The organism is Paenibacillus sp. PL91, from assembly GCF_012935325.2.
Classification (GTDB): Bacteria; Bacillota; Bacilli; order Paenibacillales; family Paenibacillaceae; genus Pristimantibacillus.
In genome coordinates, this window is the sequence record NZ_JABBYG020000008.1 from 313610 (window position 1) to 337429 (window position 23820).

The window sequence follows — 23820 nt, forward strand, 5'->3', positions numbered from 1 at the left end:
GCAATGATTCTGGTTTGGCTAGGGAGCGTATGGCAATGAAAGTATGGATGTGGCCGAAATCGAGTGAGTTGAACTTTTACAATGATCTGTTGACAAATTCGCTGAACGGCGCGGGCATGGAAGTGAAGGACTTGAAGCATGGCAAGCTGATGCTGCAGGTCGGCGGAGTGAAGGCAGGGGACATTGTTCATATCCACTGGATGCATCATGCCTATCAGAACCGCAATCTGCTGCTGTTCATCGTGAAATCGTTCATTTTTGTCATGACGATGCTTTATTTGAAGGTGCGGAAGGTACAGCTCGTTTGGACGATTCATAACCTGTATCCGCATCAGGTGAAATACAAGAAGCTTGAGCGCTTCATGCGAGGATTGATATGCAAATTTTGCAGTAAGCTGCTGGTCGCCTCTGAGTCGATCAAACGAAAGGTCATGATGGAATTTGGGGTTCCGGCAAGCAAGCTCTTTGTGGTGAAGCATGGCCATTACTTAGGCGTGTACAAGCCGAAAGGGAAGGATTGCAGGCAGGCTTACGGCATTAGCGAGGACGCGGATATTTACTTGTTCTTAGGCGCGATCAAAGCCTATAAGGGTGTCGAGGATCTAATTGAAGCCTTTAATGCGATGAAGACGAAGCAATCCTACCTCATTGTAGCCGGCAAAGCGGACAAGCAGATGGAATCCTATTTGAAGCATGTTGAGGATAAAGAAAATATTATTTTGGATTTACGCTTCATTCCGAATGAGGAGGTTGCCGATCTCATCAGCGCCGTCGATGTGATGGTCATGCCGTACAAGGAGATTACGACCTCAGGCTCCGCGATACTCGGCTTATCGTTCAGAAAGCTGATCGTCATGCCGGATAATGATTTTATCGACGAGTATTTCAAGGAGGACATGGTCGTGAGCTACAATCCAAACGACTATAACGGCTTGGAGAACGCGATGAAGGCAGCCTTGAATGTGAAGAGGGAACAGCGCTCGCCCCAGTACGAAGAGGTGCTGAAGGAATTGGAATGGAGCACGATTGCGCAAAAGATAAAAAAAGTTTACCAAGGATGGGGATAAAGGATGAAGGTAACGGTGGCCATCTGCACCCATAACCGGGCAAAGGATACGGGAGAAGCAATAGAAAGCGTCCTTGCTCAAAGCTATGAGCGGGAACAAATTGAAATTGTCGTAATCGACAATCGATCGACGGACAATACGGCCGACTTGGTTGGCGGGCTTGCACGGATTCATGGCCCTGCTGTTCGTTATATTTTCGAAGACAAGCTTGGATTATCGGTTGCGCGCAACCGGGCGATTCGGGAAGCAAAGGGCGAGTACATTCTGTTCCTGGATGACGATGCGATCGCCTCTCGCCATTGGGTGCAACAAATTGTGGACGTCTTCGAGAGCGACGCGAAGATCGGCTGCGTCGGCGGCAAAATCGATCCTATCTGGGAAGTGGCGGAGCCCGATTGGATTCCGGCAGAGCACCGCTCGGTGTTTACCATCCTCGATTACTCTAGCGAGATTAAGGAAATGCCGGCGCCAGCGATTCCATACGGTGCGAATGTCGCTTTCCGGGCGAGCGTCTTTGGGCAGTACAAGCCATTCCGCGAGGATCTGGGCCGTGTCGGCAACAACCTGCTGTCGAGCGAGGAAAGCGAGCTGATCGCTAGAATTCGCGAAAGCTATAAGGTGTACTATACGCCTTTTGCGCCAGTTCAGCACAAGATCGCCAAGGAGCGAACGACGAAAAAGTGGTTTTTAAAGCGGATTTATTGGCAAGGCGTCAGCGATGCGGTGAAGCGGCAGGATAGAAGCCTGATTGCGGTCGTGAAGCATTCCATTCGAATGATTCAAGCGATCGGAACGTCATTGCTGTCTATTTTTCATTTTAAGAGATTTATTAGCCAGGTTGTGAAAATATGTTACCGCAACGGATCGCTTGTCGGCATCCTGCGTTATAACGGTAGGGGTTGACTTGTAATGTCGGAGCTTGCCATTCATAAAGCGTGGAAGGGAAACGGGCTCTTACAGACGATAATGCGGACTAGCGCGACCAATCTATTAGTGATGGTCATCAGCACGCTGACCTCGATCGTAACGGCGCGCATGTTCGGCGTTGTCGGGAAGGGCGAGTTTTCGGCCATTTTATTTTGGCCAACGCTGCTAGCCGGACTCGTAGGGTTTGGGCTTCCAACCTCGCTTATTTATAACATGAAGCAAAACAAAGGCAGCGGCGGCGATTTTGTCAGGGCGGGCTTCCTCTTCCAAATACCGGTCAGCATCATCGTTGGCGTGGTCGCGTGGATTTGGCTTCCGGTCTGGCTTGGCAATTATCCCGCTGACATCGTTCAAATCGCTAGATGGTATACGGTGCTTATGCTGCCGATTCTGCTTGCGATTAATTTAATATCGGCTCTGGCACAGAGCACAAGCAAGTTCAACGTATACAACGGCGTACGCTTATTTGTTCCTCTCTTCAATCTAGCAGGCCTGATGGTGCTGTGGGCGATCGGCGATTTAAGTCTTCAGAACGCTTCTCTCATCTTCCTTGTGACTAGCGTGCTTGTCGTTTCTTGGTCCTTATACAGCATAAGGGATGCGCTTCGCATCAACTGGCTGAAGGGGCTTGGCAATCGATTGGCGGCTAAGGCGCTGTTTGGCTATGGCGGCAAAGTGTTCGGGGTTGAGCTGCTCGGCACGCTGTACTCGCAATTCGATAAGATCGTCATTCTATCGATGCTGACAGCAAGGGATCTTGGACTTTATACGGTCGTATATGCTTTGTCTCGCGTCTTTAACGTCGTTCAGATGGCGATTACGAATGTCGTCTTCCCCAAGGTGACGGGCATGGACAAATCAGCCATTATCGCCACGGTGGGCAGGGCATTCCGGCTATCGATGCTGCTTATGACGATCGTCGTCATTCCGAGCATGTTCATTGGCCGGTATTTGATGGGCATCTTGTTCGGGGCTCCGTTCCTCGAAGCAAGCAATGCCTTCTATCTGCTATCTATCGAATGTATTCTCGGAGGAGGCTCATGGATTTTGGCTTCCGCGTTTAATGCGATGGGAAGGCCGGGCTTAGTGCTTGTGCGCCAGTTGATTGCCTTGGCGGCAACGATCGGCTTGTTTTTCGTGTTTACGCCGTTGTATGGGCTGAACGGCATCGCGCTCGCCTTATTGATCGGCGCAGTCATTCGCATGGCAGTGACGATGGCGTCGATGCGGTTGATTTTTGGGGTAAGGCTTGGAAATATGCTGTTTGATAAAAATGATTTCCGTTTTCTGATCAAGCGTTTAAATGAGAAAAAACAACGTAAAGGAGCGCGCTGATATGCTAGTGGAAACGAACATACACCCGATGGAGGAACTAAAAAGGCAGCTTCTTCAAATCTTGAAGGTAATCCCGCCAGGCTCAAGCATTTATTATATCGACTATCCTGTATACAACAACGGCGGGGATCTGCTGATCATGAAAGGGGCGGAGGCGTTCTTCAAGGACAATCATATCCGCGTTGCAGCGCGGTACAGCGTCCTTGATTTTCCAGACCAGCTGACGATTCCAAACGATCAGATTATCGTGCTGCAGGGCGGAGGAAACTTCGGCGATTTGTATCCGGTGCATCAGAAGCTGCGCGAGAAGATCGTGGCCAGCTATCCAAACCATCGGATCGTATTGCTTCCGCAGACGATTTACTTTAAGAGCGATGCGGAGTATGAGCGGACAGCGCGCCTCTTCAACAGCCATAAGGATACCCATCTCTTCGTGCGGGACACCTTAACCTATGATTTGGCCGTTCAAAAATTTCATAAATGCTGCGTTTATTTATCGCCGGATATGGCGCATCAGCTTTGGCCGATTTTGCCTAAGAGCAGCCCAGGCAAGGAATTGCTATGCTTCTTCCGCACAGACATCGAGAAGACGAGCGAGCAGGAGAGCTTTGAAGCGGTGGGGCGGGGCGACCATTTGGACTGGGCTTCCCTCTATAACCGAGTCGAGAAAAAGTCGATTAGGGTGATCGGGCAAATGATGACCAAGAGCGGCGTACCGCTGCCGATGCAGGCAATATGGGGCAAGTATTCCGATTATTTGGTCGACAAAGCGGTCAAGCGCTTCAGCGGCTATCGCGTCGTACAAACCTCAAGGCTGCACGGTCATATATTGTCATGCTTGATGGATAAGCCTAACACGCTGCTCGACAATTCATACGGCAAAAACTCGAATTACTATAATACATGGACCAGCAGCGTAAAGTCGGCTCAATTAGTGGTGAAGAGCTGAGCTAGCCGGTTATTTGTTGGACCAATAAATTCATGCGAAGACATTCTATTAATGCAGCTTCACAAAACTTTTTAGGGGGAATCAGTATGAAAATTGTTCTTCTATCAGGAGGCTCCGGCAAGCGTCTGTGGCCATTGTCGAACGAGTCGCGGTCCAAGCAGTTTTTGAAGGTGCTCAAAAACGCCGATGGCGAACGTGAATCGATGGTTCAGCGCGTATGGGGACAAATTTCTAAAGCTGGCCTGCGCGATCATGCATACATTGCGACGAGCAAGCCGCAGGTTGACATGATCCATAGCCAGCTCGGAAGCGAGATCGAAGTGATCGTAGAGCCGGAGAGAAGGGATACGTTCCCGGCTATCGCGCTGGCAGCCACCTATTTGTACTCGGTGCAAGGCGTGAGCTTGAACGAGACGGTAGTTGTCATGCCGGTTGATCCTTATGTTGAGGAGTCATTTTTCCATAAAACGAAGGAGCTTGAGCTCGTTCTAAATGAATCCGGTGCGGATTTGGCGCTCATGGGCGTGAAGCCGACTTACCCTTCGGAGAAGTACGGCTATATCGTTCCAGAGCTTGCCGCTGAGGCGGATGAGAATTATGTCAACGTACACAGCTTTAGAGAAAAACCCCGCGAAGAAGAAGCGGCAGCAATGATTGAGCAGGCTGCGCTTTGGAACTGCGGGGTTTTTGCATTCAAGCTGGATTTTCTTATTAATATACTCATCGTCAATGAATTACCGATTCAATACGACGAGATGCTGAAACAGTACAACAAGCTTCCGAAAAACAGCTTTGACTATGAGATTGTTGAGAAATCTAATCATATCGTGGCGCTGCCATACGAGGGCGAATGGAAAGACCTTGGCACCTGGAACACGCTGACCGAGGAAATCGAAACGCCGCTAATCGGCAAAGGGATCATCACTGGCGACTCGTTGAATACGCATGTAATCAATGAGCTGGATATCCCGATTACGCTGCTGAATGTATCCAATATTATTGTTGCTGCAAGCCCTGACGGCATTCTCGTATCGGACAAAGCGTCAAGCCCCATGATCAAAGAGGTCATGAAGCATTCGGATCAGCGTCCGATGTATGAGGAACGGCGATGGGGACGCTACCGGGTGCTGGATTTCCTGAAATATCCGGATGGCAAGGAAGTGCTGACGAAGCGGATATGCGTAGCGCCGGGTCAGAACTTAAGCTACCAGTATCATCTGCTTAGAGATGAGGTATGGACGATTGTTGCCGGCCAAGGAACGATGGTCCTAAACGGGCAGAGCTTTCTCGTGAAGTCCGGCGATGTGTTGACGATTTCCAAAGAAAGCCGGCATAGCCTGCGCGCGGAAACGGAAATGGACATTATTGAGGTTCAGACGGGGTCGGAGCTTATTGAAGAAGATATCGTCCGGCTAGCCTTCGATTGGAAAGAGATTATGTCACTTTGCACCGTATAAATAAAAAACTTGATGAAGGAGCGATAAGCATGAATATTACGGTTATTGGAACCGGCTACGTCGGTCTCGTATCAGGCGTGTGTTATGCCGAGCTAGGCAACCGAGTCATCTGCGTGGATAAGGACCCGCGCAAGATTGATACACTGAATGCCGGCGGCATTCCGATCTATGAGCCGGGCTTGAAGGAGCTGGCAACGGCAAATCGCGAGGCAGGAATGCTATCGTTCACGACCGACTTGCCGAGCGCAGTGCGCCAATCGGACATTATTATTTTAGCGGTAGGAACGCCGCCGCTGCCGAGCGGCGAGGCAAATCTCTCTTATATTAATCAAGCAGCCATCGAGATTGCAGAGGCGATGAACGGCTACAAAATTATAGCGGTCAAGAGCACCGTGCCGGTCGGAACAAACGAGAAGCTGGCGGAGCTCATCCGCTCCCGCACGAACGAGCGCTTCGACAGCATTTCGCTGCCGGAGTTTTTGCGCGAGGGCTCGGCGATACAAGATACGCTTCATCCTGATCGGATTATTATCGGTGCTAATTGTCAAAGCGCGTCAGACGTTATGACGCTGCTGCATATCCCGCTAACCGAGCAAATTGTCGTGACGGATATCCGCAGCGCCGAAATGATCAAGTATGCATCCAATGCCTTTCTCGCTACGAAAATATCATTTATTAACGAGATCGCTAACATCTGCGAGAAGGTTGGCGCCGATGTGACGAAGGTTGCGGAGGGCATGGGCTATGACAAGCGGATCGGTCCGTCGTTCCTAAAGGCAGGTATCGGCTATGGAGGCTCTTGCTTCCCGAAGGATACGAGCGCATTGATTCAAATCGCCGGCCATGTGGACTATGAATTCAAGCTGCTCCGCTCGGTTGTCGAGGTGAATCAGGATCAGCGCTTCAATGTGATCCGCAAACTGGAGACGATTTTTGAAGGCCAGCTGCATGGGAAAACGATCGCGGTATGGGGACTCGCATTCAAGCCGAATACCGATGATGTACGCGATTCTCCGGCACTCGAAATCATTCAGCATTTGGTCGATAACGGCGTCAAGGTTAAAGCCTATGACCCTATCGCGATGGATAACTTCCGCTCTATATACCAATTAGAGGGTGTAACATGGTGCTCTGATGCTATGGAAGCGGCAAAGGATGCGGACGCGCTTTGCTTGCTGACCGAGTGGGAGGAATTCTCGAGGGTTGACCTTGGGCTGCTGCAGAGTGTGTTGAAAAATCCGATTTTAATCGACGGTCGCAATGTATTCGAGGAAGAGCATCTAATTGGCACTGAATTTGTTTATTATTCCGTTGGCAGGCCTAGTTTGAATCAAGGCGTAAAGCAGCAAATGCCCGTTCTGCAATTTTAGTCCAAACTTATGAACTAGAGGTGAACGAAAGATGACGATTAGAAAAAAGGTAACCTTATCCGCGCTTGCGATTTCAATGCTTACTGCTTCACTCGGCGGTTTGCCGCTAAGCCAGAAAGGATTGTTCCAAAAGCTTGGAATTGTTCAAACGGTGAATGCCGCGGAAACCGAATTGCCGTCTAGCGTGTTCCTAGAGCGTATGAGAGGTCTCTATGCCGCGCTTGCTGCAGGCGACAAGACGGATATGCAAGAGGTTAGAAATCTGCGTGATGAAATCGCCGGGCTTGATGAAGCGACGAACCAGCAGCTCATTGATCCGGTGTGGAATAAAATTAGCGCCAAGCTTCCTGAATCCGTTGATAAAGCGGAATTGAAGGCGAGCCTGTTCCGACTGGTCAAGGCAGTCGGCTCCTTCCGTTATGATCCCGATGCCACCGATCTGGAGGCTATTCGCACGAACCCGGAATATCGCGCTACCTTGAAGACGATTGCAGCCGCAGGCGGCGATGAGAATATCAGGATCGATGATTTTCTCGTGTTTCTATTTGGCGACGGCAGCAGCAGAAAAGGCGTTGAAGGCACAATTGGCGGCTTGTTAGCCGAGAAATCGCCACAAGAGCTGATCCAGCTGCTCGGCAGCAAGCAGGGCATTACGGCCGTCCTGCTTCAAGCGACGGAGAAGCTGCTTGGCGACACGGACTCCTATAAGTTCAGCTCGATTCTGAAAAACCTTGACGTAACGCCGCAGGATGTAAGAGAAACGGTGCTGAATTTTCAGCTGAAGCTGCAAAAGGATGAGCCGGCAATTAGTGCGATGACCGTAGCATACATTCGATCGGCAGCGAAGCCAAATGTGAAAGTAACCGCTGACGGACGCGTTCACACCTACACCTTAAACGTGTTTGGCGTATCGATTATCCCGTTTGTGCTGCAATGGTCAAAGGTATCCGGCGATTCCGGGGTAAGCGTAACGCCGAATGGCGTTGTTTCTATACCGGATAGCGAGGCAAGCGGTAAAGCCGTCATCCAGGCCAAGCTGATTAATCCATACGGCGGCTCGGCGAAAGTTATTTTTGAACAAGAGGTTACACTATCGACAGCGCAAGAGGAGGAAACGGTATTTCCCGTTGCTCCATTTATTGAACGAATGAACAAGCTGCATGGCGCCCTTGCAGCAGGCGATCCAGCCGATGTTCAAGCGGTTCGCGGTCTTCGGGATGAAATTTCAAGGCTTGATTTTTCGAAGGATCAAGCGCTAATCGATCCGATCTGGAACAAGCTGGCAACTAAGCTCCCGGCATCCGCAGACCAAGCAAAGCTGAAAGCAAGCTTGTTCGAAATGCTCAAAGCGGTTGGCTCGATTCAATATGATCCTCAGGCATCAGGCTTGGAAGCGATCCGTTCGAATCCTGAATACCGGGCTTTGCTTAAGGAGATTGGAGCAGCTGGCGGCGAGCCAAGCTTCGTCATTGATGATCTTCTGGTGTATCTATTCGGCGACGGCGGCATGAAGCTGGGCATTGAAGGCGCGATTAAGAAACAGGTAGCAGCATTATCTCCAACGGAGCTGCTGCGCCTACTTGGAGACAAGCAAGCGATTGCCGCACTAGTGCCAAAGGCGACAGAGCAGATTCTGAGCGAAACGGATACGTATAAGGTCAGCTCGCTGTTAAACGGCTTAGGGGTTACGACAAAAGAGGTTCATGCGACGTTGGCGAACTTCCAGTGGGAGCTGAAAAAGGATGAGCCGGCTCAACAAGCCTTGACTATTGCTAGTATCCGCGCTGCTGCTGTTGAAACGGTTAAAACCAGCGTAGACGGCCGCGAGCAAGCATACAGCTTAAAAGTATTTGGCGTCGCTGTTCCGCAGCTTGCGCTGAGATGGAGCAAAGTATCCGGCAGCGAGAATGTGCAGGTATCCGCTAACGGAACGGTTACACTTTCGCGAGGCGCACAAAGCGGTTCGGCGGTTATTCGGGCAACGTTCATCAATCCTTACGGCGGCACAGCGAAGGTTATTTTTGAGAAGCAGGTTACTTTAACGGCTGCGGAAGGCGATGGAGATCACTTCCCTGCTGAGCAATTCCTTGAGCGAATGAACAAGCTGCATGCTGCTTTGCTAGCGGGTGACCCGGCGGATGTTCAGGATGTCCGCAACCTTCGCGATGAGATCTCGAAGCTTAGCTTTGCCAAGGATCAAGCGCTTATAGATCCGGTGTGGAACAAAGTTAAGGCGAAGCTTCCAGCAACGGCTAATCAAGAAGAGCTGAAGAAGAGCCTGTTCCAAATCATTCAAGCTGTAGGCTCCATCCAGTATGATCCGGAGGGCAAGGATCTCGAAGCGATTCGTACGAATCCTGAGTTCCGGGCTACGCTGAAGACGATTGCGGCAGCCGGCGGCATAACGAATTTGACGATGGATGATTTCCTTGTGCTCCTGTTCGGCGATGGCGATGATCGCCTAGGCATTGAAGGCACCGTTCGCGATATCATCTCGGATATGAATGCAAAGGAGCTCGCTGAGCTTCTTGGCAATAAAAATAAGATCAATGAAGTGCTAATGGAAGCTATGGCTGAGATTTTATCGGACAAAAACGACTACGCCTTGAGTGAAGCGCTTTACAACTTAGGGGTTAAATCTACTGACGTTCGTACGGCTGTACTGAAATTCCAAGTGAAGCTGAAGCATGATGAGCGTGCGATTAACGCATTAACTGTCGCCTATATCCGCTCAGAGGTGATTTCGGCAGTGAAGGTAACCGCAAATGGAAGACAGCATGAATATACGCTGAAGCTGCTTGACAAAGCGCTGCCATCCTCATTCCTTAGATGGAAAAAAGTTTCTGGAAGCAAGGATGTCACGGTCGATTCCAAAGGGAAAGTAACGATTCCGAAGAAGGTTGCCACAGGAACGGCAGTTATTCAAGCGACGCTAATCAATCCATACGGAGGCTCAGCCAAAGTGATCTTCCAGCAAGAGGTGACGCTTGTTAACGGCGAAGTGGAAACGGATCCTAAGGAAGAGCTGAAAAAGATCGCTCAAGCTCTGGATGCTGAGCTTGCGGCTATCAGCCAGAAGCTGAAAGCGGCAACGAATGACGAGCAAAAAGCAGAATTGGTTCTTGAGGTTGTACAAGCTAGAAATGAAACCGTTAATGAAATCAACAAAGTCACAGCATCAGATGCGCTGAAAAACAAAGCGATCAATGAAACAAAAAGCAAGGTCAACAAGTTGTTAACCGCTATTATTATGGAAATTATGCGGTCTTAATCTCAGCCAGTCTTCCTTCTCTGACAAGAGAAAGAAGACTGGCTTCTTTCTATTACAAACGAAAGGTGGTAGCCGCATATGAGTCAACGGCATGCACGAAGGAACAGGCGTCCTCGCTTTCAGAAACCGGATACGATTAATATTATTTTAGGCTCTTTAACGATTGTTTTGCTTTTTGTATGGGGTGGGCTTTATTGGAAGGAATCCTCGCAGCAAGCGCTTATCGTCAACGCGGATGGATCAGCACAGAACGAGCAGGCGGAGCTGATAGATCTGGATGAGCCTGTAACGGAGCCAGTAATCACCCCTCCTGCAGGAGAAGTGAAGCCGGCAGATGCAGTCAAGGGAGACAAGCCAGCGGAGCAAGCAACGGAAAAACCGGCTGTGGGCGGCGATGGTGCCGTTTTGCCGGAGGAGACGACTAAGCCGAGTCAGCCAGATAAGGGCTCGGGAGCAGTCCAAACGACGAAACCTGCGCAAACGGAAAAGCCTAATCAAGAGACGGCTGCGAAGCCGAATGCAGGCGGATCGACAAAGCCGGCAACGACAAAACCAGGATCGACAAAGCCGGTAGCAACAAAACCAGAAACGACAAAACCAGAAACGACAGAACCGGAAACGACAAAACCGGAAACGACAAAGCCGGAAACGCCAGCAGAAACAAAGCCGCCAGTAAGCATGTCCGAGAAATACGAGCAAGAGATCATTCAGCTTCAAGCGAAATGTACACAGGATATGAATGAGGTGCTGGTAGGGGCTGAAGCGAGCATCGAGCAGATGGATCAATCAGATCCTTACGCCTTCCAAGCGCTAAATCAGAAGTGGATGGATAGCCTTGCGAATGTGGAGAGCACATGCAATACGAATTTCCAAACGAAGATCGACTATGCGGAGAAGGATAATGTGGATCCAGCGATTACAGAGGAATGGCAGCAAAAGTTCAGCTCATTGATGCTTCAGCTCCAAGGCGAGTTCGAGGCGAAGATGCTGCAGCTGATGGGCGGTTAACTGTGAATGCATGAACCTAGAGGAAGCTAAATTCGTTAATTTATAGGCGGTTGAATGCTTGAGCCAATCGCCTATGATTCAATCAACCCAATAATGGTTATATCACTTTTAAAGTGACGGTACGTTTATCCATCCTTTGGCAAGGTGCGGTCGCGGAGCACGCGTTCCAGCAAGCTGCGAATGAGCTCCAGATCGTCCCTTTCCAGAGGTACACCGTCCCAGTGAAGCTGTTCATAATTCAAATACTCCTTCGCATTATGATTAAGCTCAATTGTAGGCTCTGGATAATCAGTGAGTCCGAGCAAGTAGTCCGCCGATGTGCGCAGCTTACGCGAGATCGTTTGAATGGATTCGATGGTCGGCTGGCGGTATCCGGATTCGTAACCCGCATACGTGCTTTTTGCAACCCCTAAGTAATCGGCCACTTCCTGCATAGTCAATTTCCTCGTTTTACGCAGCTGCTTAAGGCGCTTCGCGAACATCGTAATCCCCCTCTCTCTAACGTCTCTCTGTTTCTAATTCATGGCTGGCTAAATGCACACATAATTATATCATGTTTACCATTTGTATGTACAAGATAGAATGTTAGAATAACGAAATACTTATATATGCATGTACCAAAGAGCCTTGCAGGGCTGCCGCAGACCTGTAAGGTTCTTATTTGTTTTTCTATTCTTGTCTTAAATGATAGGAAAGGATAATGTCAAACTCCTTTGATGCATATATTTTAATGATCAAGCTGCATCCGGCGAGGAGGTTGAAGATGAAATCAAGCATTTCGGGAAAAGTAATGATCATTTACGGAAGCATCTTCCTGCTCATTATTGTTTTGACCTTCTGGTTGTCCTACCAGGGCACGGTTGGCCCGCTCGAGGATGATCTGACTAATACGAATCTGGCTCTTCTCAAGCAGGTGGATCAAAAGATCGAAGTGGCATTTCGTCAGACAGAGAAGGATCTGCTTGCTCTCATGGACGAGCTTGAATTCGTTTATTTCATGCTCGACAGCTATGATGACGATGCCCAAAAGTACAGCAACTATTATGGACTAACGACCAAATTAAAAAACTTTATTAACGCGAACCCTAATTTCTCGTCCATCTTTGTTTATTCTGCTGCAAACGGCGATATTTTGACCGAAAAGGCTTATATGAATGACATCTCTCCGGTTAATAATTGGCTGGCATCATATATGGACATGCCAGGATACTTCAAATGGATTACCACCCATCCGGTGTGGGACGGAACGACGACCCAGAACGTTGTCACGCTGGTGCGTTCCTATCCAACGCTCAGCAGCCCGGGATACCGCAACGGCATAGTTGCCGTCAATATTAGCGAGAATGTGTTATACAGCATGATTAAGTCGGTTTACGAGTACAGCACGGCAGGCCATTTATTTATTTTTGACGCGGATGGGAACGTCGTCAGCCATGACGATAAAACGATGCTTTACCAAAATCTTAAACAGCTCCCTTACATGAAAAATGTTCTATCTACAGAGGGCAGCGGTTCCTTGTCGATCAAGCTGGACGGCGTTCCGCAAACGGTATTTTACCGCACCTCCGCGTATACGGGCTGGAAGATGGTCAGCATCATGCCGGAATCCCAAATTTACGAGCCGCTTCAGCTAACACGCAATCTGCTGTTCATTTTGGCGGGAGGCATGGTCATCCTTGCTCTTATCGTATTGTTCTATGTCAATCGCTTAACCTTCAAGCCGCTCGACCGCCTTGTCGGCAAGCTGGCGGGTACCTACCAACCGGATAAAAATAACCGGTTTGATACGGCCGGGTTCACCTATTTGGAGACAGTGTTCGAGAAAATGATGCAGGATCGGGAGCATTTGGAGAAGCATGTGCGGGATTCCAAATCGGTGCTTAAGTGGAGATTGATTATGGATTTGCTGACCGGTTACCGGACGGACTATCAAGCCTTGCGGCATCATCTTGAATTTACCGGAATAACGCTATACCCGGAGCGCTTCCTTGTCTGCACGGCGGAAATCGGCAAAGCGGAAGGGAGCTTGAGCACGCGAGATGAAACGCTTTACACGTATGTGTTTTGCAATGTAGCGGAAGAGCTGATGGGCAAAGAGAATGCGGGAGCCGCTATCGATTTGGGTGGGGGACGAGCCGCGCTTGTCTTTAGCTTTGCGGAAGGCGAAGCGGAACAAAACCATTTGCGCGCGCTCGCTATTTTGGAATTGATACTTGAAGTCATAAAGAAGCAATTCGGTTTAGTCGCAACGGTCGGCGTCGGAAGAGGCGTCAAGGAATTGAGCGACATCCAGAACTCCTACGGCGAATCACGCAAGGCGCTCCGCTACAAAATGCTCTTTGGCAGTCATTCCGTTATCTCGATCGAGGATTTACAACCGCTGGACAGTCAGGATTATTACCGTTTGAACCGAAAAGCGAGCCGAATTATGGAGGCCCTTAAGAGGGCGGATACGGACAAGATGAAGGAGGATGTACATCAAGCCTTTCAGAAGGCGGTAGAGCTCGGCTTGCCTCCTGACTTGATCCGCCAGTTTTCGTTCGACTTAATCGTGAAGGCGCTGCAGGTCGCCGACTCGATCGGGATCGGCCCAGAGGAGTCCATGGGCAACCTGGACAGCATCTATGAGAAAATCGAACGCAGTGAAGATTGGAAGCAAGCGGAGGGCCTTGTTCTCTACGTCCTTGAAGAGCTGGCTGCCAAGCTTACGAGCAAGCGAAGCCAAAGAGGAAAGAACGATACGATTGATCGGATGCTTACTTACATACAAAGCCATTATCATGAAAATGATTTGTCCCTTGATCGGCTTGCCGAACAGTTTCATTTGAGCCCAACCTATATCAGCAAGCAGTTCAAAGAATACACCGAACGAAATTTCATCGACTATCTGATCGAAATTCGAATCGACGCGTCCAAGGCGCTTCTGCTGGACAAGGATAGGAAGGTGAATGATATCGCCGAGGCGATCGGATATATGAATACGCGGAGCTTCCTGCGGACGTTCAAAAAATATACGGGGATGACGCCGACAGAGTACCGCGAGCATGCCATCAGCAAGCTATCGGAGTAAGATTCGGGTCAAGCGTAAGCCGGCGGCTATCTATCGATGCGGAAGCGGTGCCCCGGTCTTTTCCTTGTAGTGGCGCGGTTTCTCTTCTGTCACAGCAAAATAATGAACCTGTTCAAGAAAGGTGACCTCCCCTTTCACAATAAAAGACACTAGGCACAGAACATGTCTATATTCAGCCTCCTGCGCATTGTGTACGATCAAATCGTAAGCAGAAGAGGATAAAGGGGGGGAGGACGATTTGGATACGGCTTAAGCGGGATCGGCATTTATATTTGATGCTTTTGCCTGTCATCTTGTTTTACGTGCTCTTTAAATATGCACCGATGGCAGGCGAAATCATCGCGTTCAAAAATTACCGGTTTATTGATGGAATATGGGGGAGCGAGTGGGTAGGTTTTCAACATTTTCAAATGCTGTTCGCAAGCTTGGATTTTTGGAGAATTCTTCGCAATACGCTGCTGCTGAACATTTATAGTCTTGTGTTTGGCTTTCCGGTGCCTATCCTGCTTGCCCTGCTGCTAAATGAGGTAAGAAGAGAGTGGTACAAAAGAACAGTGCAGAACCTGTTGTATTTGCCTCACTTCATCTCTTGGGTTGTATTGGGCGGAATTGTCATCGCGATTCTATCGCCGAGTACAGGCGTCGTAAATCTAATTTTAAAACAATTTGGCATAGAGCCCGTTTATTTTATGGCAGACTCGACTTGGTGGCCTGTCGTGTATACGGTATCCGGTATTTGGCGCGATGCGGGCTGGGGGACGATTCTCTATTTGGCAGCGATGGCTTCAATTGATCCCCAGCTTTATGAAGCAGCTAAAATCGACGGGACGAACAAACTGCGGCAAATTTGGCATATTACGCTTCCGGGCATTCGCAGCACGATTGCCATTTTATTGATCCTACGCATGGGGCATATGATGGACGTTGGCCTCGAGCAAACGCTGGTGCTGCAAAACCAATCCGTGTTGGACGTAGCGGATGTCATCAGCACTTATGTATACCGGGTCGGTTTGCAAAATATGAATTACAGCTATACGACGGCGCTCGGATTATTCCAGTCATTGATTGGCTTTATTCTAGTCGTGGCCGTTAACGGGCTGATCCGTAGATTCGGCGAAAGGGGGTTATGGTAACGGTGAAAAGGAATGCTGCAGCAGCTGCCGCGCTGTCTTCGATGGGCAAGATCATCCTTTATACGTTTCTTGGTCTCTCGTCCTTAATCGCCCTGTTCCCGCTTTGGTACGAGGTAGCGGCTTCCTTCAGCAGCAGCCGGGCGATTACAGCCGGAGAAGTGCTGTTGTGGCCAATTGAATTTAACCTGCATGCCTACGATCGGCTGTTTGACGACGGACAAATCTTGATTGGCTTGCGAAATACAGTCCTGATTACGATTGTCGGCACCGCCTTCAACATGCTCATGACGATACTTGCCGCTTATCCGCTCTCAAGACGCCGATTGATGGGACGCAGCGGACTGCTCCTGTTCATCACATTCACGATGTTATTCGTTTCGGGAATCATTCCGAGCTTCATTCTCGTTAAAACGTTAGGCTTAATGGACACTTACTGGGCATTATGGCTGCCAAGCCTGATCAGCACGTATAACATGTTCGTTATGAAGACCTTTATGGAAGGGCTGCCGGAGGAGATCGAAGAGTCGGCAGCTATGGATGGAGCGGGCGATTGGCGCGTCTTAATGCAAATCATGCTCCCATTGTGCAAGCCGATCATCGCCTCCTTGTCGCTGTTCTATGCTGTAGGCTGGTGGAACTCTTATTTCAGCGTTCTTCTCTATATTACGAAAACGACATCCCAATCCTTGATGGTGAAGCTGTATCAAATGATCAATCAAGTGGATGCAAGCCTGCTTAATAATGCCGGGGGCAGCGAGGGCGCGGGGCAAATTTTGCTGACGCCTGAAGGCATTAAAGCGGCAGCTATCGTCATTGCGGTCACGCCGATTCTGTGCGTATATCCGTTCCTTCAGAAGCATTTTGTGAAAGGCGTATTAATCGGTTCGGTTAAAGGTTGATAGGAAAAAGGGGATGATGTATTTGATGAAAATGAACAAAATCCGCAATTGGATCATGACGGCAAGCTTAGTTGTTGTACTGCTGGCTGGCTGCACGGGGAAAACCTCCGAGCCGAGCAAACCATCCGCTGCGCCGAACGAATCCGATGCGCCAGTGGCAGAGCAAAAGAAAGAGATCAGCGTCTCCATCCTGGATCGGGGCGAAGTGGCGACCGAGGAAGGCAGCTACGAAAACAACCGCTGGACGAAGTGGATCAATGAGAATGCTCCTGCACAGGTCAAATGGGTTCCCGTGCCGCGAACGCAGGTGCAGCAGAAACTGAATACGTTGATCGCATCGGGCACGGCGCCGGATCTGATATGGGAATATGACCGCAACTACATCAGCCAGCTCGCTGCCCAGGGCGCGATCCAGCCGATTGACGAGTATATTGAAAAGTACAGCACAACGTACAAGGCTTACTTGGAGAAGCATCCGGAATTAAAGCCCTTTTTGACGATCAACGGAAAAATGTATGCGATTGCAAGCGCGCGCGGACAGGAAACGATAGCCAATCACGGAATTATGATTCGTCAGGACTGGCTAGATAAGCTGGGCTTGAAGGCTCCTACTACAGTAGAAGAATTAATTGACGTTGCCCGCAAATTCAAAGAGGGCGATCCAGACGGCAACGGCAGCGCGGACACTGTGCCAATCACGTTCAATTACAATGGCGTGCAAATTTTAAGGGCCCTCTTCTTCAATAACGAGAACCAATGGTATTTGGAAGATGGCAAGCTTACGTTCGGCCGGATACAGGACCGGTACACCGATTCGCTTGCTCTGCAGAAGCAGCTTTTTGACGAAGGCTTAATTGATAAGGAATATATTACGGATACGAATTTCCAGCGCTCGCTGCAGCTGTGGACGACTGGAAAATCCGGCATTTATCTCGGTTCATGGACGATGGGCGCGGAGTTTGTTGATTTGAAGAAAAACGTACCGGATGCCAAAGTCGTGCCGCTGGAGCCAGTCGCTTCGAAGTATGGAAAAAACGGTCTTTATCAGGAAGTGCCGGCCAACATGTATATCGCTTTTAATACAAACATGAAAGAGGACAAAATCGAAGCAGGTGTCAAATTTTTGGATTGGATGCTGGAGAAGGGCTGGGAGCCGCTCAGAATTGGAGAGCTAGACGTGCACTATAAGCTCGTTGGCGAAGTTCCGCAGAAGACCGATGCTGATAAGTTCAAGAAGGAGGTCTTCTATGCAAGGGAATATGCCATCCTGAACGAATGGGATCCGAAGCCGGAATGGTATGCCGTTATGGCCGCCCAAGACCCGATCTCCCAAGAGCAGGCAGCGCTTAAAGCGGCTGGCCTTGAGATAGCGATGAAAAACGAATACCGACGGGACATTGCCTATAATCCTGATATTCCTGAGGTGAGTCAGCTGATTGCTACGTTCGCTCCGATCGCGCAGCAAATTGAAGCGAAAATCGTCACCGGTGGGGGCGCGCTTACGCCGCAGGCCGGAATGGACGATATTCGCAAGGAATGGAAGCGCTTGGGCGGAGAAAATGTTGAGAAGCTGGTGCAGGAGTGGTATGAGACGAACAAAGATCATTTGAAGTAGAGGGGAAGGCTCTTCCCGTATTCCTTAATGGCTCTCAGGGAAGGGTTAATCGCCGATCCGAGTAGCAAAGGATGGATGGAAAATGATGATAATGAAAAAAGCGATTTCATTATTCCTCGTCTTTGCATTGATCATGACAGCATCCGGTATGCTTGGCGATAATGAACCGGCAGCGGCTGCGGAAGCGGTACACGCAGAGCTGCAGGCAGGTGATTATGAAAACTCTGATGAAGTATGGGACTTTCTGCTTGGAACCGAATTCCCAGGGGCGCAAGGAAGCTATACAAGAGATCAATCCGCGTTTCAAACGGGACTTTCCTCAGCCAAAGTGACTGGTGATTTCAATGGCGGGGGCTCCTATGTTGCATTGGAGCGGTATATGACGAAGCGGATCGTTCCAGGGGATGCTGTGAGCTTATCCTTCTGGGTAAAGACAGCGGATGCTTCATCGATTTATCTTGTTCTAATGGACGGCACTAACCAAAACCACTCGCAAAGGCTAGTGCTTCAGCCGACGACGGATTGGCAAAAGGTTACCGTGAATGCCTTTAATGCCGGCAGCGAATATATGCACTGGGGAGGTGCCAATGACGGTGCTTGGCATCCGTCGCTGAAGAAGATGACGATCAAGGTTGCAAGGGCCGGGCTGCGCACGGGACTGAAGAGCGGGTCCGTATGGTTCGATGATCTTAGGATCAAGGTTGCGGTACCTGATCTGGCCATCGCCCAAACGCAGGTAGGCAACGTTTTCTCCGGGAAAAGCAAAGGCATCTTCGATGTTCTAACGACCGGTGACACCGTTACCTGGCAAACCTCTGATGCTTGGGGAGAGCCCGGTCCCTCCGGAAGCGCTCCGGTAACCGGAGGCAAGCTCCGGCTGGAGGTGCCGGTACAGACTGACGGCTATTACCGCCTAAAGCTCACCGCTTACCAATCGGGGACTTTGCTCAAAACGGCAGAGACGACCTTCGCGACTGTGCCTGCGTTTGACTTGGCGGCGGTGACGGCATCACCATTTGGCGTGCAGACTCATTTTGCCCATAGCTGGAACCGCGAGATGATTCCGCTCGTCAAATATGCAGGCGCCAAAAGCGTGCGGGATGCGATGTTCTGGTCTGAAATCGAGCTCAAAAAAGGCATTTACACCTATAACCCCAAATTCACCCTCTACATGGAAGGCTTGCTCGAGAACAGCGTCGATCCGCTTATGACCTTTGCATTCTCCAATCAATTTTACGATAATTTCCAAACGCCTTATTCAGCAGAAGCCCACGCGGCTTATGCAAATTATACAAAATCGTTGCTGAACCGATTCGGCGGCCAAATCAAATGGGGAGAAATGTGGAATGAGTTCAACCTGCCTAGCTTTGGCGGGAATGGCCCTGCCGCTTCACAGCCGGATGTTTACTTCAATCTGATGAAAGCAGGCTACGAGGCTGCCAAAGAGGTGCGTCCGGATTTGAATGTGCTTGGCGGAGCAACCGCAGGCATTCCAACCGAGTGGCTGGAGGACTTGTTCGAGCTGGGCGGATTAAATTATATGGATACCTTATCCGTACATCCGTACCGTTACCCCGACAAGCCGGAAGGCTTGCTTAGCGAGGTGGCCTCATTAAACCAGCTGGTACGGACCTATAACAATGGGCAGACGAAGCCGATCTGGTTCTCGGAGATTGGCTGGCCAACGCAGCTTGACCCTCGCGGGGTGGATGAGAAAACACAGGCTGCGTATTTGATACGCACGTATGTACTCGGTATGGCAGCGGGCGTGGAAAAAATCTTCTGGTACGATCTGATGGACGATGGAACGGATAAGAAGTATAACGAGCATAATTTCGGGATCATTCATAATGGCGGAGATCCGCTCGGAGCATATACGCCAAAACCGGGTTATGTAGCGCTAGCGACGGTAGCGCGGCAGCTGACAGGCGCAAGCTTGACCGGCCAGGAGATTGCAAATGGCATCTATCGCTATAAATTTAAGAAGGACGATAAAACGATTCATGTGCTTTGGTCAGGAACGGATACAGAAACCAATCTGACGCTGAAAACGAAGGGATCGCTAGTCGTAACAGACATGATGGGCCGTTCGTCAACCTACACGCCAAAGGACGGCGAAATCTATATTACGGCGTCCAGCGAACCCTTATTTGTCCAAGGGAAAATCGATAAAGTCGTTCAAGGCAGTAAATACGCGCTTAAGAGCGAGCCGTACTTCACCGGCGATCCCGTCAGCGTAACGCTATCTGTATACAAAGCTTCCTCTTGGCAGCCGCTCAATGCTCGCATTCAGTTGCAAGGAACAGTTCAAAATATACAGGCTTCCTCAGTAGGCACCTATAATTCTGTATTTCCGGGAATAAGTGAGCCGGGGAAATACACGGCGACAGCGGAGCTTGTTATAGGAGGCAAAAAAGTTGGCGCGTTAAAAAATACGGTCGTCATCCGGAAATCGGAGGAGCTATCTGCCAAGCATGTGCTGAAGGATGGCAGCGACTTTTTGAGAGTCCGAATCAATAACACGAAACCGATTGACAGGCGGCTGACCCAGATCGATTGGCAAGTGGGCGAGACTACCGAATCGGTAACCTATGATACCGTTTTGCCTGGCCTTTCGGATTACACGATCGATCTGCCGATACCAGCGTTGCCGGTAGGCACCTTAACGCCTCACCAGCTTACCGTCTATTTGGAGGATGGCACCGTATTGTCTCTGTCAGGCAATCTGAAAAATGTCGCTGTCGCCAGCATGACGCCAATCTTTAACCGAACCGTACAGGTGGATGGGTCGCTTGACGATGTCGACGATTTGCCAGGCATCGACCTGTTTGAGGAAGGCAATTCAAGAGTTGTGCCGCATAATGGTCCGGAGGATTTGAGCGGCAATCTTTGGATCACTTACGATAACGATCACCTGTACCTATCAGCGAAGGTTCATGACGATCAATTCACTCAAACAAAAACAGGAGATGCCATTTGGAGCGGAGACAGCATTCAATTCGCCATTTCCTTGGGAACGCCGGGAGAGGCAGCCGAATGGTACGAATACGGAATGGCGCTGACGCCGAACGGACCGGAATTGTATCGATGGATGGCGATGACCGGCGTGCTGACCGGGCCGGTTACGAATCGCCAGCTGGAAATTACGAGGGATGAGGCTAGCAAGGATACGATCTACCAGCTCGCTTTGCCTTGGACGGAACTGTCTCCGATCGCTCCGAGCGACGGCATTCTGAGCTTGTCCGCGCTTGTGAACGAGAATGACGGCAACGGCCGCAAAGGATGGCTGGAATGGGGCGGAGGAATTGGTTCCAATAAGCAGTCTAAACTATTCAAGCCGATGCTGATCGGCGGGCAGGCAGAGGTAAGCGTTAGCGGGATCACGCTTGACAGAAGCACACTGGAATTGACGGTCGGCGATCCAGCGGCTGCTTTACTTGCAGCGATAACGCCAGAGAATGCAGCGAGTAAAGAGGTAACATGGACCACAAGCGATCCGAATGTAGCGACGGTAAATGGAGGGGAAGTAACGGCGGTAGGAGCGGGTACGGCAACGATAACGGCGACGACAGCGGACGGTTTATTTACAGCTAGCTGCTTGGTTACAGTTGCAGAGGCTCCCATTATGGAGGAGCCTGAGCCGACTGTAATTGTGGAACCGGTGCCTACTGTAACGCCAGAGCCAGAGACGCCTGAGGTTACTCCGACTCCTGTGACGCCTGCAGCGACTCCGACTCCAGAGACGCCTGCAGCGACTCCAAGTCCAGTGGCGCCAGTAACACCAAGTCCAGAGACGCCGGGGTCTACTCCGAATCCGGTGACTCCGGCACCCACTAATTCAGCTCCAGAGATCGAAGGCTAACTATGAACGGCGGGAGCAGTTCGCCAAAGCGGCGGCCTGCTCTCGGCCGCTCTTATGCCTGAAACGAGGATACCGCGATTAGAAAGGATGGGAAATATGGATAGGACAGACAATTCAATCGATCACAAACCGCTGCTGCTCGGAAAAATCCATAATTGGGAGAAGCATTTTGACCCGGAAGTAAATATGCTGAAGCTGCCCTTTCATAGTCCCGGCTACCATACGACGCTGACGGCTGAGAAGTTCCCGCTTGTTCATCCTACTTATCCATCTATTCTTTATGCGCTGGCACTGCTTGACAGTGAGGAGCCGAGCAGCAGAGGGCGGGCTTTTGCTGTCATCCGCAAAGTGATTTCACTGCAAGATCAAAATCCTTCAAACGACACATATGGCATATGGTCATGGTTTTACGAGGAGCCGCTGGACAAAATGTCTCCGCCAGACTGGAACTGGGCAGACTTTTGCGGCAAACAGCTCGTCCAAATCGAAGTCCGGCACGGCGATAAGCTGCCGCGGGAGCTGCGGGAGCAGATCCGTCGGGCTGTTTTCTGCGCATGCGATGCCATCATCAAAAGGGATGTTGGTCCTCACTATACAAATATCGCGCTTATGGGCGCCTTTGTCACGCTTATCGCGGGTGAAGCTTACGGTCAGCCAAGGATCGCCGATTACGGCATTCGAAGGCTGGAGAAGCTTCAAGCTTTTACGAATCGGCTTGGCACATTCCATGAATTCAACAGCCCTACTTATTCGGTTATCGCCATCACCGAGCTGTCCAAAATTTATACCTTAACGTCAAGCACGTTGGCCAAAAAAATAGCGGGAGATTTGCTCGACGGGGTTTGGCGCATGGTGGCTGAGCATTTCCATCCGGCTACGAAGCAATGGTCCGGCCCGCACAGCCGCAGCTACAGCACGCTGCTCACCGATACGGCGAAGTCGTTTTTGCAAATTGCTACGGATCACACGGTCCGTTTTACATTTGAGAAGGAGCAGCCTTATGATGCGGAATGGTTCGGGAGCGGCATTCGCTGTCCGCAGCCGTATTTGCCGTATTTCACCCAATCGGAGGAAAGGCAGCTCCATCAGCTTTATTCCCGAAATGAGCAGACCGGGCAGGAGAAATGGGCAACAACGTATATGACACCTGCCTTTGCGATAGGGGTGTCCAGCGAGGAAATTATGTGGAATCAAACACGGCCGCTGCTAGTCTATTTCGACAATGGGGGAGAGGCGGTTTACTTGAAGCTGCGTGTCCTGCATGACGGCTACGATTATTGCTCGGCTGTACTGAACAGCAGTGTGGAGGGGAACCAGCTGCTGCTGGGCATCCGTTTTCTAACCGATGGAGGAGATACGCATCCGAGCCTCGATCTAATAAAAGGCAGCATCGAAGCATCCGATTTTCGAATTCGCATAGAGCTTGGAGGCTGCTTGGAGCATGTTAGCTCAGAAGCAATTGATGAAAGGGCAGAAGCGATAATCGGTGGTTGTAAGGTGAGTTTACGCACCTTGTTTGCAGCTTTTGAGCTCGAGCCGGATCAGGATAAGAAACGAAGCGGCGACCGGAAATGGGAGCTCACGAGGGACAGCGGCATCATTTGCTTCGATCTTATTTTGCATGCAGGTGAGGCGCGTACGCTTGACTTCGAGGCGATGAGCAAAGCTGCTGTGCTGTTTTCGTTAGTTATTGGCGAGGCGGAGCCAGCGATTACGGTAGAGTCACGGGAAGATGTTGTAATTGCAAGTTTTGCAGGCAAGCAGCAGTCATTGCTGAATGACGGTCGAATCAGCCTTTCCCTTGCTTTAAAGCCAGCTGCATCACCGAAGGCGTGAAAATTAGCTGTGTTCTATCAT

At 50.2% G+C, this 23820-nt stretch carries 15 protein-coding genes; 14 read left to right on the plus strand and 1 reads right to left on the minus strand.

Going from position 1 to position 23820, the window contains the following annotated elements; genetic code table 11:
- Positions 1–35: 35 nt before the first annotated feature.
- The 8 genes from HI950_RS20020 (at position 36) to HI950_RS20055 (ending at position 11384) form a co-directional block, all read left to right on the plus strand.
- On the plus strand, positions 36–1067 hold the full coding sequence (locus HI950_RS20020; RefSeq protein WP_169088059.1) for a glycosyltransferase family 4 protein: 1032 nt from the start codon (positions 36–38) through the stop codon (positions 1065–1067).
- 3 nt (positions 1068–1070) lie between these two features.
- Positions 1071–1970 carry a glycosyltransferase gene (locus tag HI950_RS20025; protein ID WP_169088061.1) on the plus strand — a complete coding sequence of 300 codons (900 nt, stop codon included), beginning with the start codon at positions 1071–1073 and terminating at the stop codon, positions 1968–1970.
- Positions 1971–1976: 6 nt separating this feature from the next.
- Positions 1977–3329, plus strand: coding sequence for an oligosaccharide flippase family protein (locus tag HI950_RS20030; RefSeq protein WP_169088063.1), 1353 nt, complete (start codon positions 1977–1979; stop codon positions 3327–3329).
- A gap of 1 nt (position 3330) precedes the next feature.
- The gene (locus tag HI950_RS20035) at positions 3331–4278 is read left to right on the plus strand and encodes a polysaccharide pyruvyl transferase family protein (protein ID WP_169088065.1); all 948 of its coding nucleotides are present in this window, start codon (positions 3331–3333) and stop codon (positions 4276–4278) included.
- A gap of 86 nt (positions 4279–4364) precedes the next feature.
- On the plus strand, positions 4365–5735 hold the full coding sequence (locus HI950_RS20040; RefSeq protein WP_169088067.1) for a sugar phosphate nucleotidyltransferase: 1371 nt from the start codon (positions 4365–4367) through the stop codon (positions 5733–5735).
- Positions 5736–5764: 29 nt separating this feature from the next.
- The gene (locus HI950_RS20045) at positions 5765–7105 is read left to right on the plus strand and encodes a UDP-glucose dehydrogenase family protein (RefSeq protein WP_169088069.1); all 1341 of its coding nucleotides are present in this window, start codon (positions 5765–5767) and stop codon (positions 7103–7105) included.
- Positions 7106–7136: 31 nt separating this feature from the next.
- The gene (locus HI950_RS20050; RefSeq protein ID WP_169088071.1) at positions 7137–10376 is read left to right on the plus strand and encodes a hypothetical protein; all 3240 of its coding nucleotides are present in this window, start codon (positions 7137–7139) and stop codon (positions 10374–10376) included.
- Between the two features lie 78 nt (positions 10377–10454).
- Positions 10455–11384: a prolipoprotein diacylglyceryl transferase gene (locus tag HI950_RS20055; protein ID WP_169087827.1), complete on the plus strand. Its 930-nt coding sequence runs from the start codon at positions 10455–10457 to the stop codon at positions 11382–11384.
- Between the two features lie 125 nt (positions 11385–11509).
- Here the strand turns inward: HI950_RS20055 and HI950_RS20060 are convergent, their stop codons facing one another.
- On the minus strand, positions 11510–11866 hold the full coding sequence (locus tag HI950_RS20060) for a helix-turn-helix domain-containing protein (RefSeq protein ID WP_169088073.1): 357 nt from the start codon (positions 11864–11866) through the stop codon (positions 11510–11512).
- Between the two features lie 281 nt (positions 11867–12147).
- On the opposite strand from HI950_RS20060, the gene HI950_RS20065 reads away from it, so the two are divergent.
- From HI950_RS20065 to HI950_RS20090, 6 genes are all read left to right on the plus strand, one after another.
- Positions 12148–14454: a helix-turn-helix domain-containing protein gene (locus HI950_RS20065; protein WP_169088075.1), complete on the plus strand. Its 2307-nt coding sequence runs from the start codon at positions 12148–12150 to the stop codon at positions 14452–14454.
- A 275-nt stretch (positions 14455–14729) separates the two neighbouring features.
- Positions 14730–15587, plus strand: a complete 858-nt coding sequence (locus tag HI950_RS20070; protein ID WP_169088138.1) for an ABC transporter permease — start codon at positions 14730–14732, stop codon at positions 15585–15587.
- A 2-nt stretch (positions 15588–15589) separates the two neighbouring features.
- Positions 15590–16486 carry a carbohydrate ABC transporter permease gene (locus tag HI950_RS20075; RefSeq protein ID WP_317618414.1) on the plus strand — a complete coding sequence of 299 codons (897 nt, stop codon included), beginning with the start codon at positions 15590–15592 and terminating at the stop codon, positions 16484–16486.
- A gap of 25 nt (positions 16487–16511) precedes the next feature.
- Positions 16512–18101, plus strand: a complete 1590-nt coding sequence (locus tag HI950_RS20080) for an extracellular solute-binding protein (RefSeq protein WP_223285389.1) — start codon at positions 16512–16514, stop codon at positions 18099–18101.
- Between the two features lie 82 nt (positions 18102–18183).
- Positions 18184–21963, plus strand: a complete 3780-nt coding sequence (locus HI950_RS20085) for an Ig-like domain-containing protein (RefSeq protein WP_169088077.1) — start codon at positions 18184–18186, stop codon at positions 21961–21963.
- Positions 21964–22059: 96 nt separating this feature from the next.
- Positions 22060–23799 carry a PTS lactose/cellobiose transporter subunit IIA gene (locus HI950_RS20090; RefSeq protein ID WP_169088079.1) on the plus strand — a complete coding sequence of 580 codons (1740 nt, stop codon included), beginning with the start codon at positions 22060–22062 and terminating at the stop codon, positions 23797–23799.
- Positions 23800–23820 lie beyond the last annotated feature (21 nt).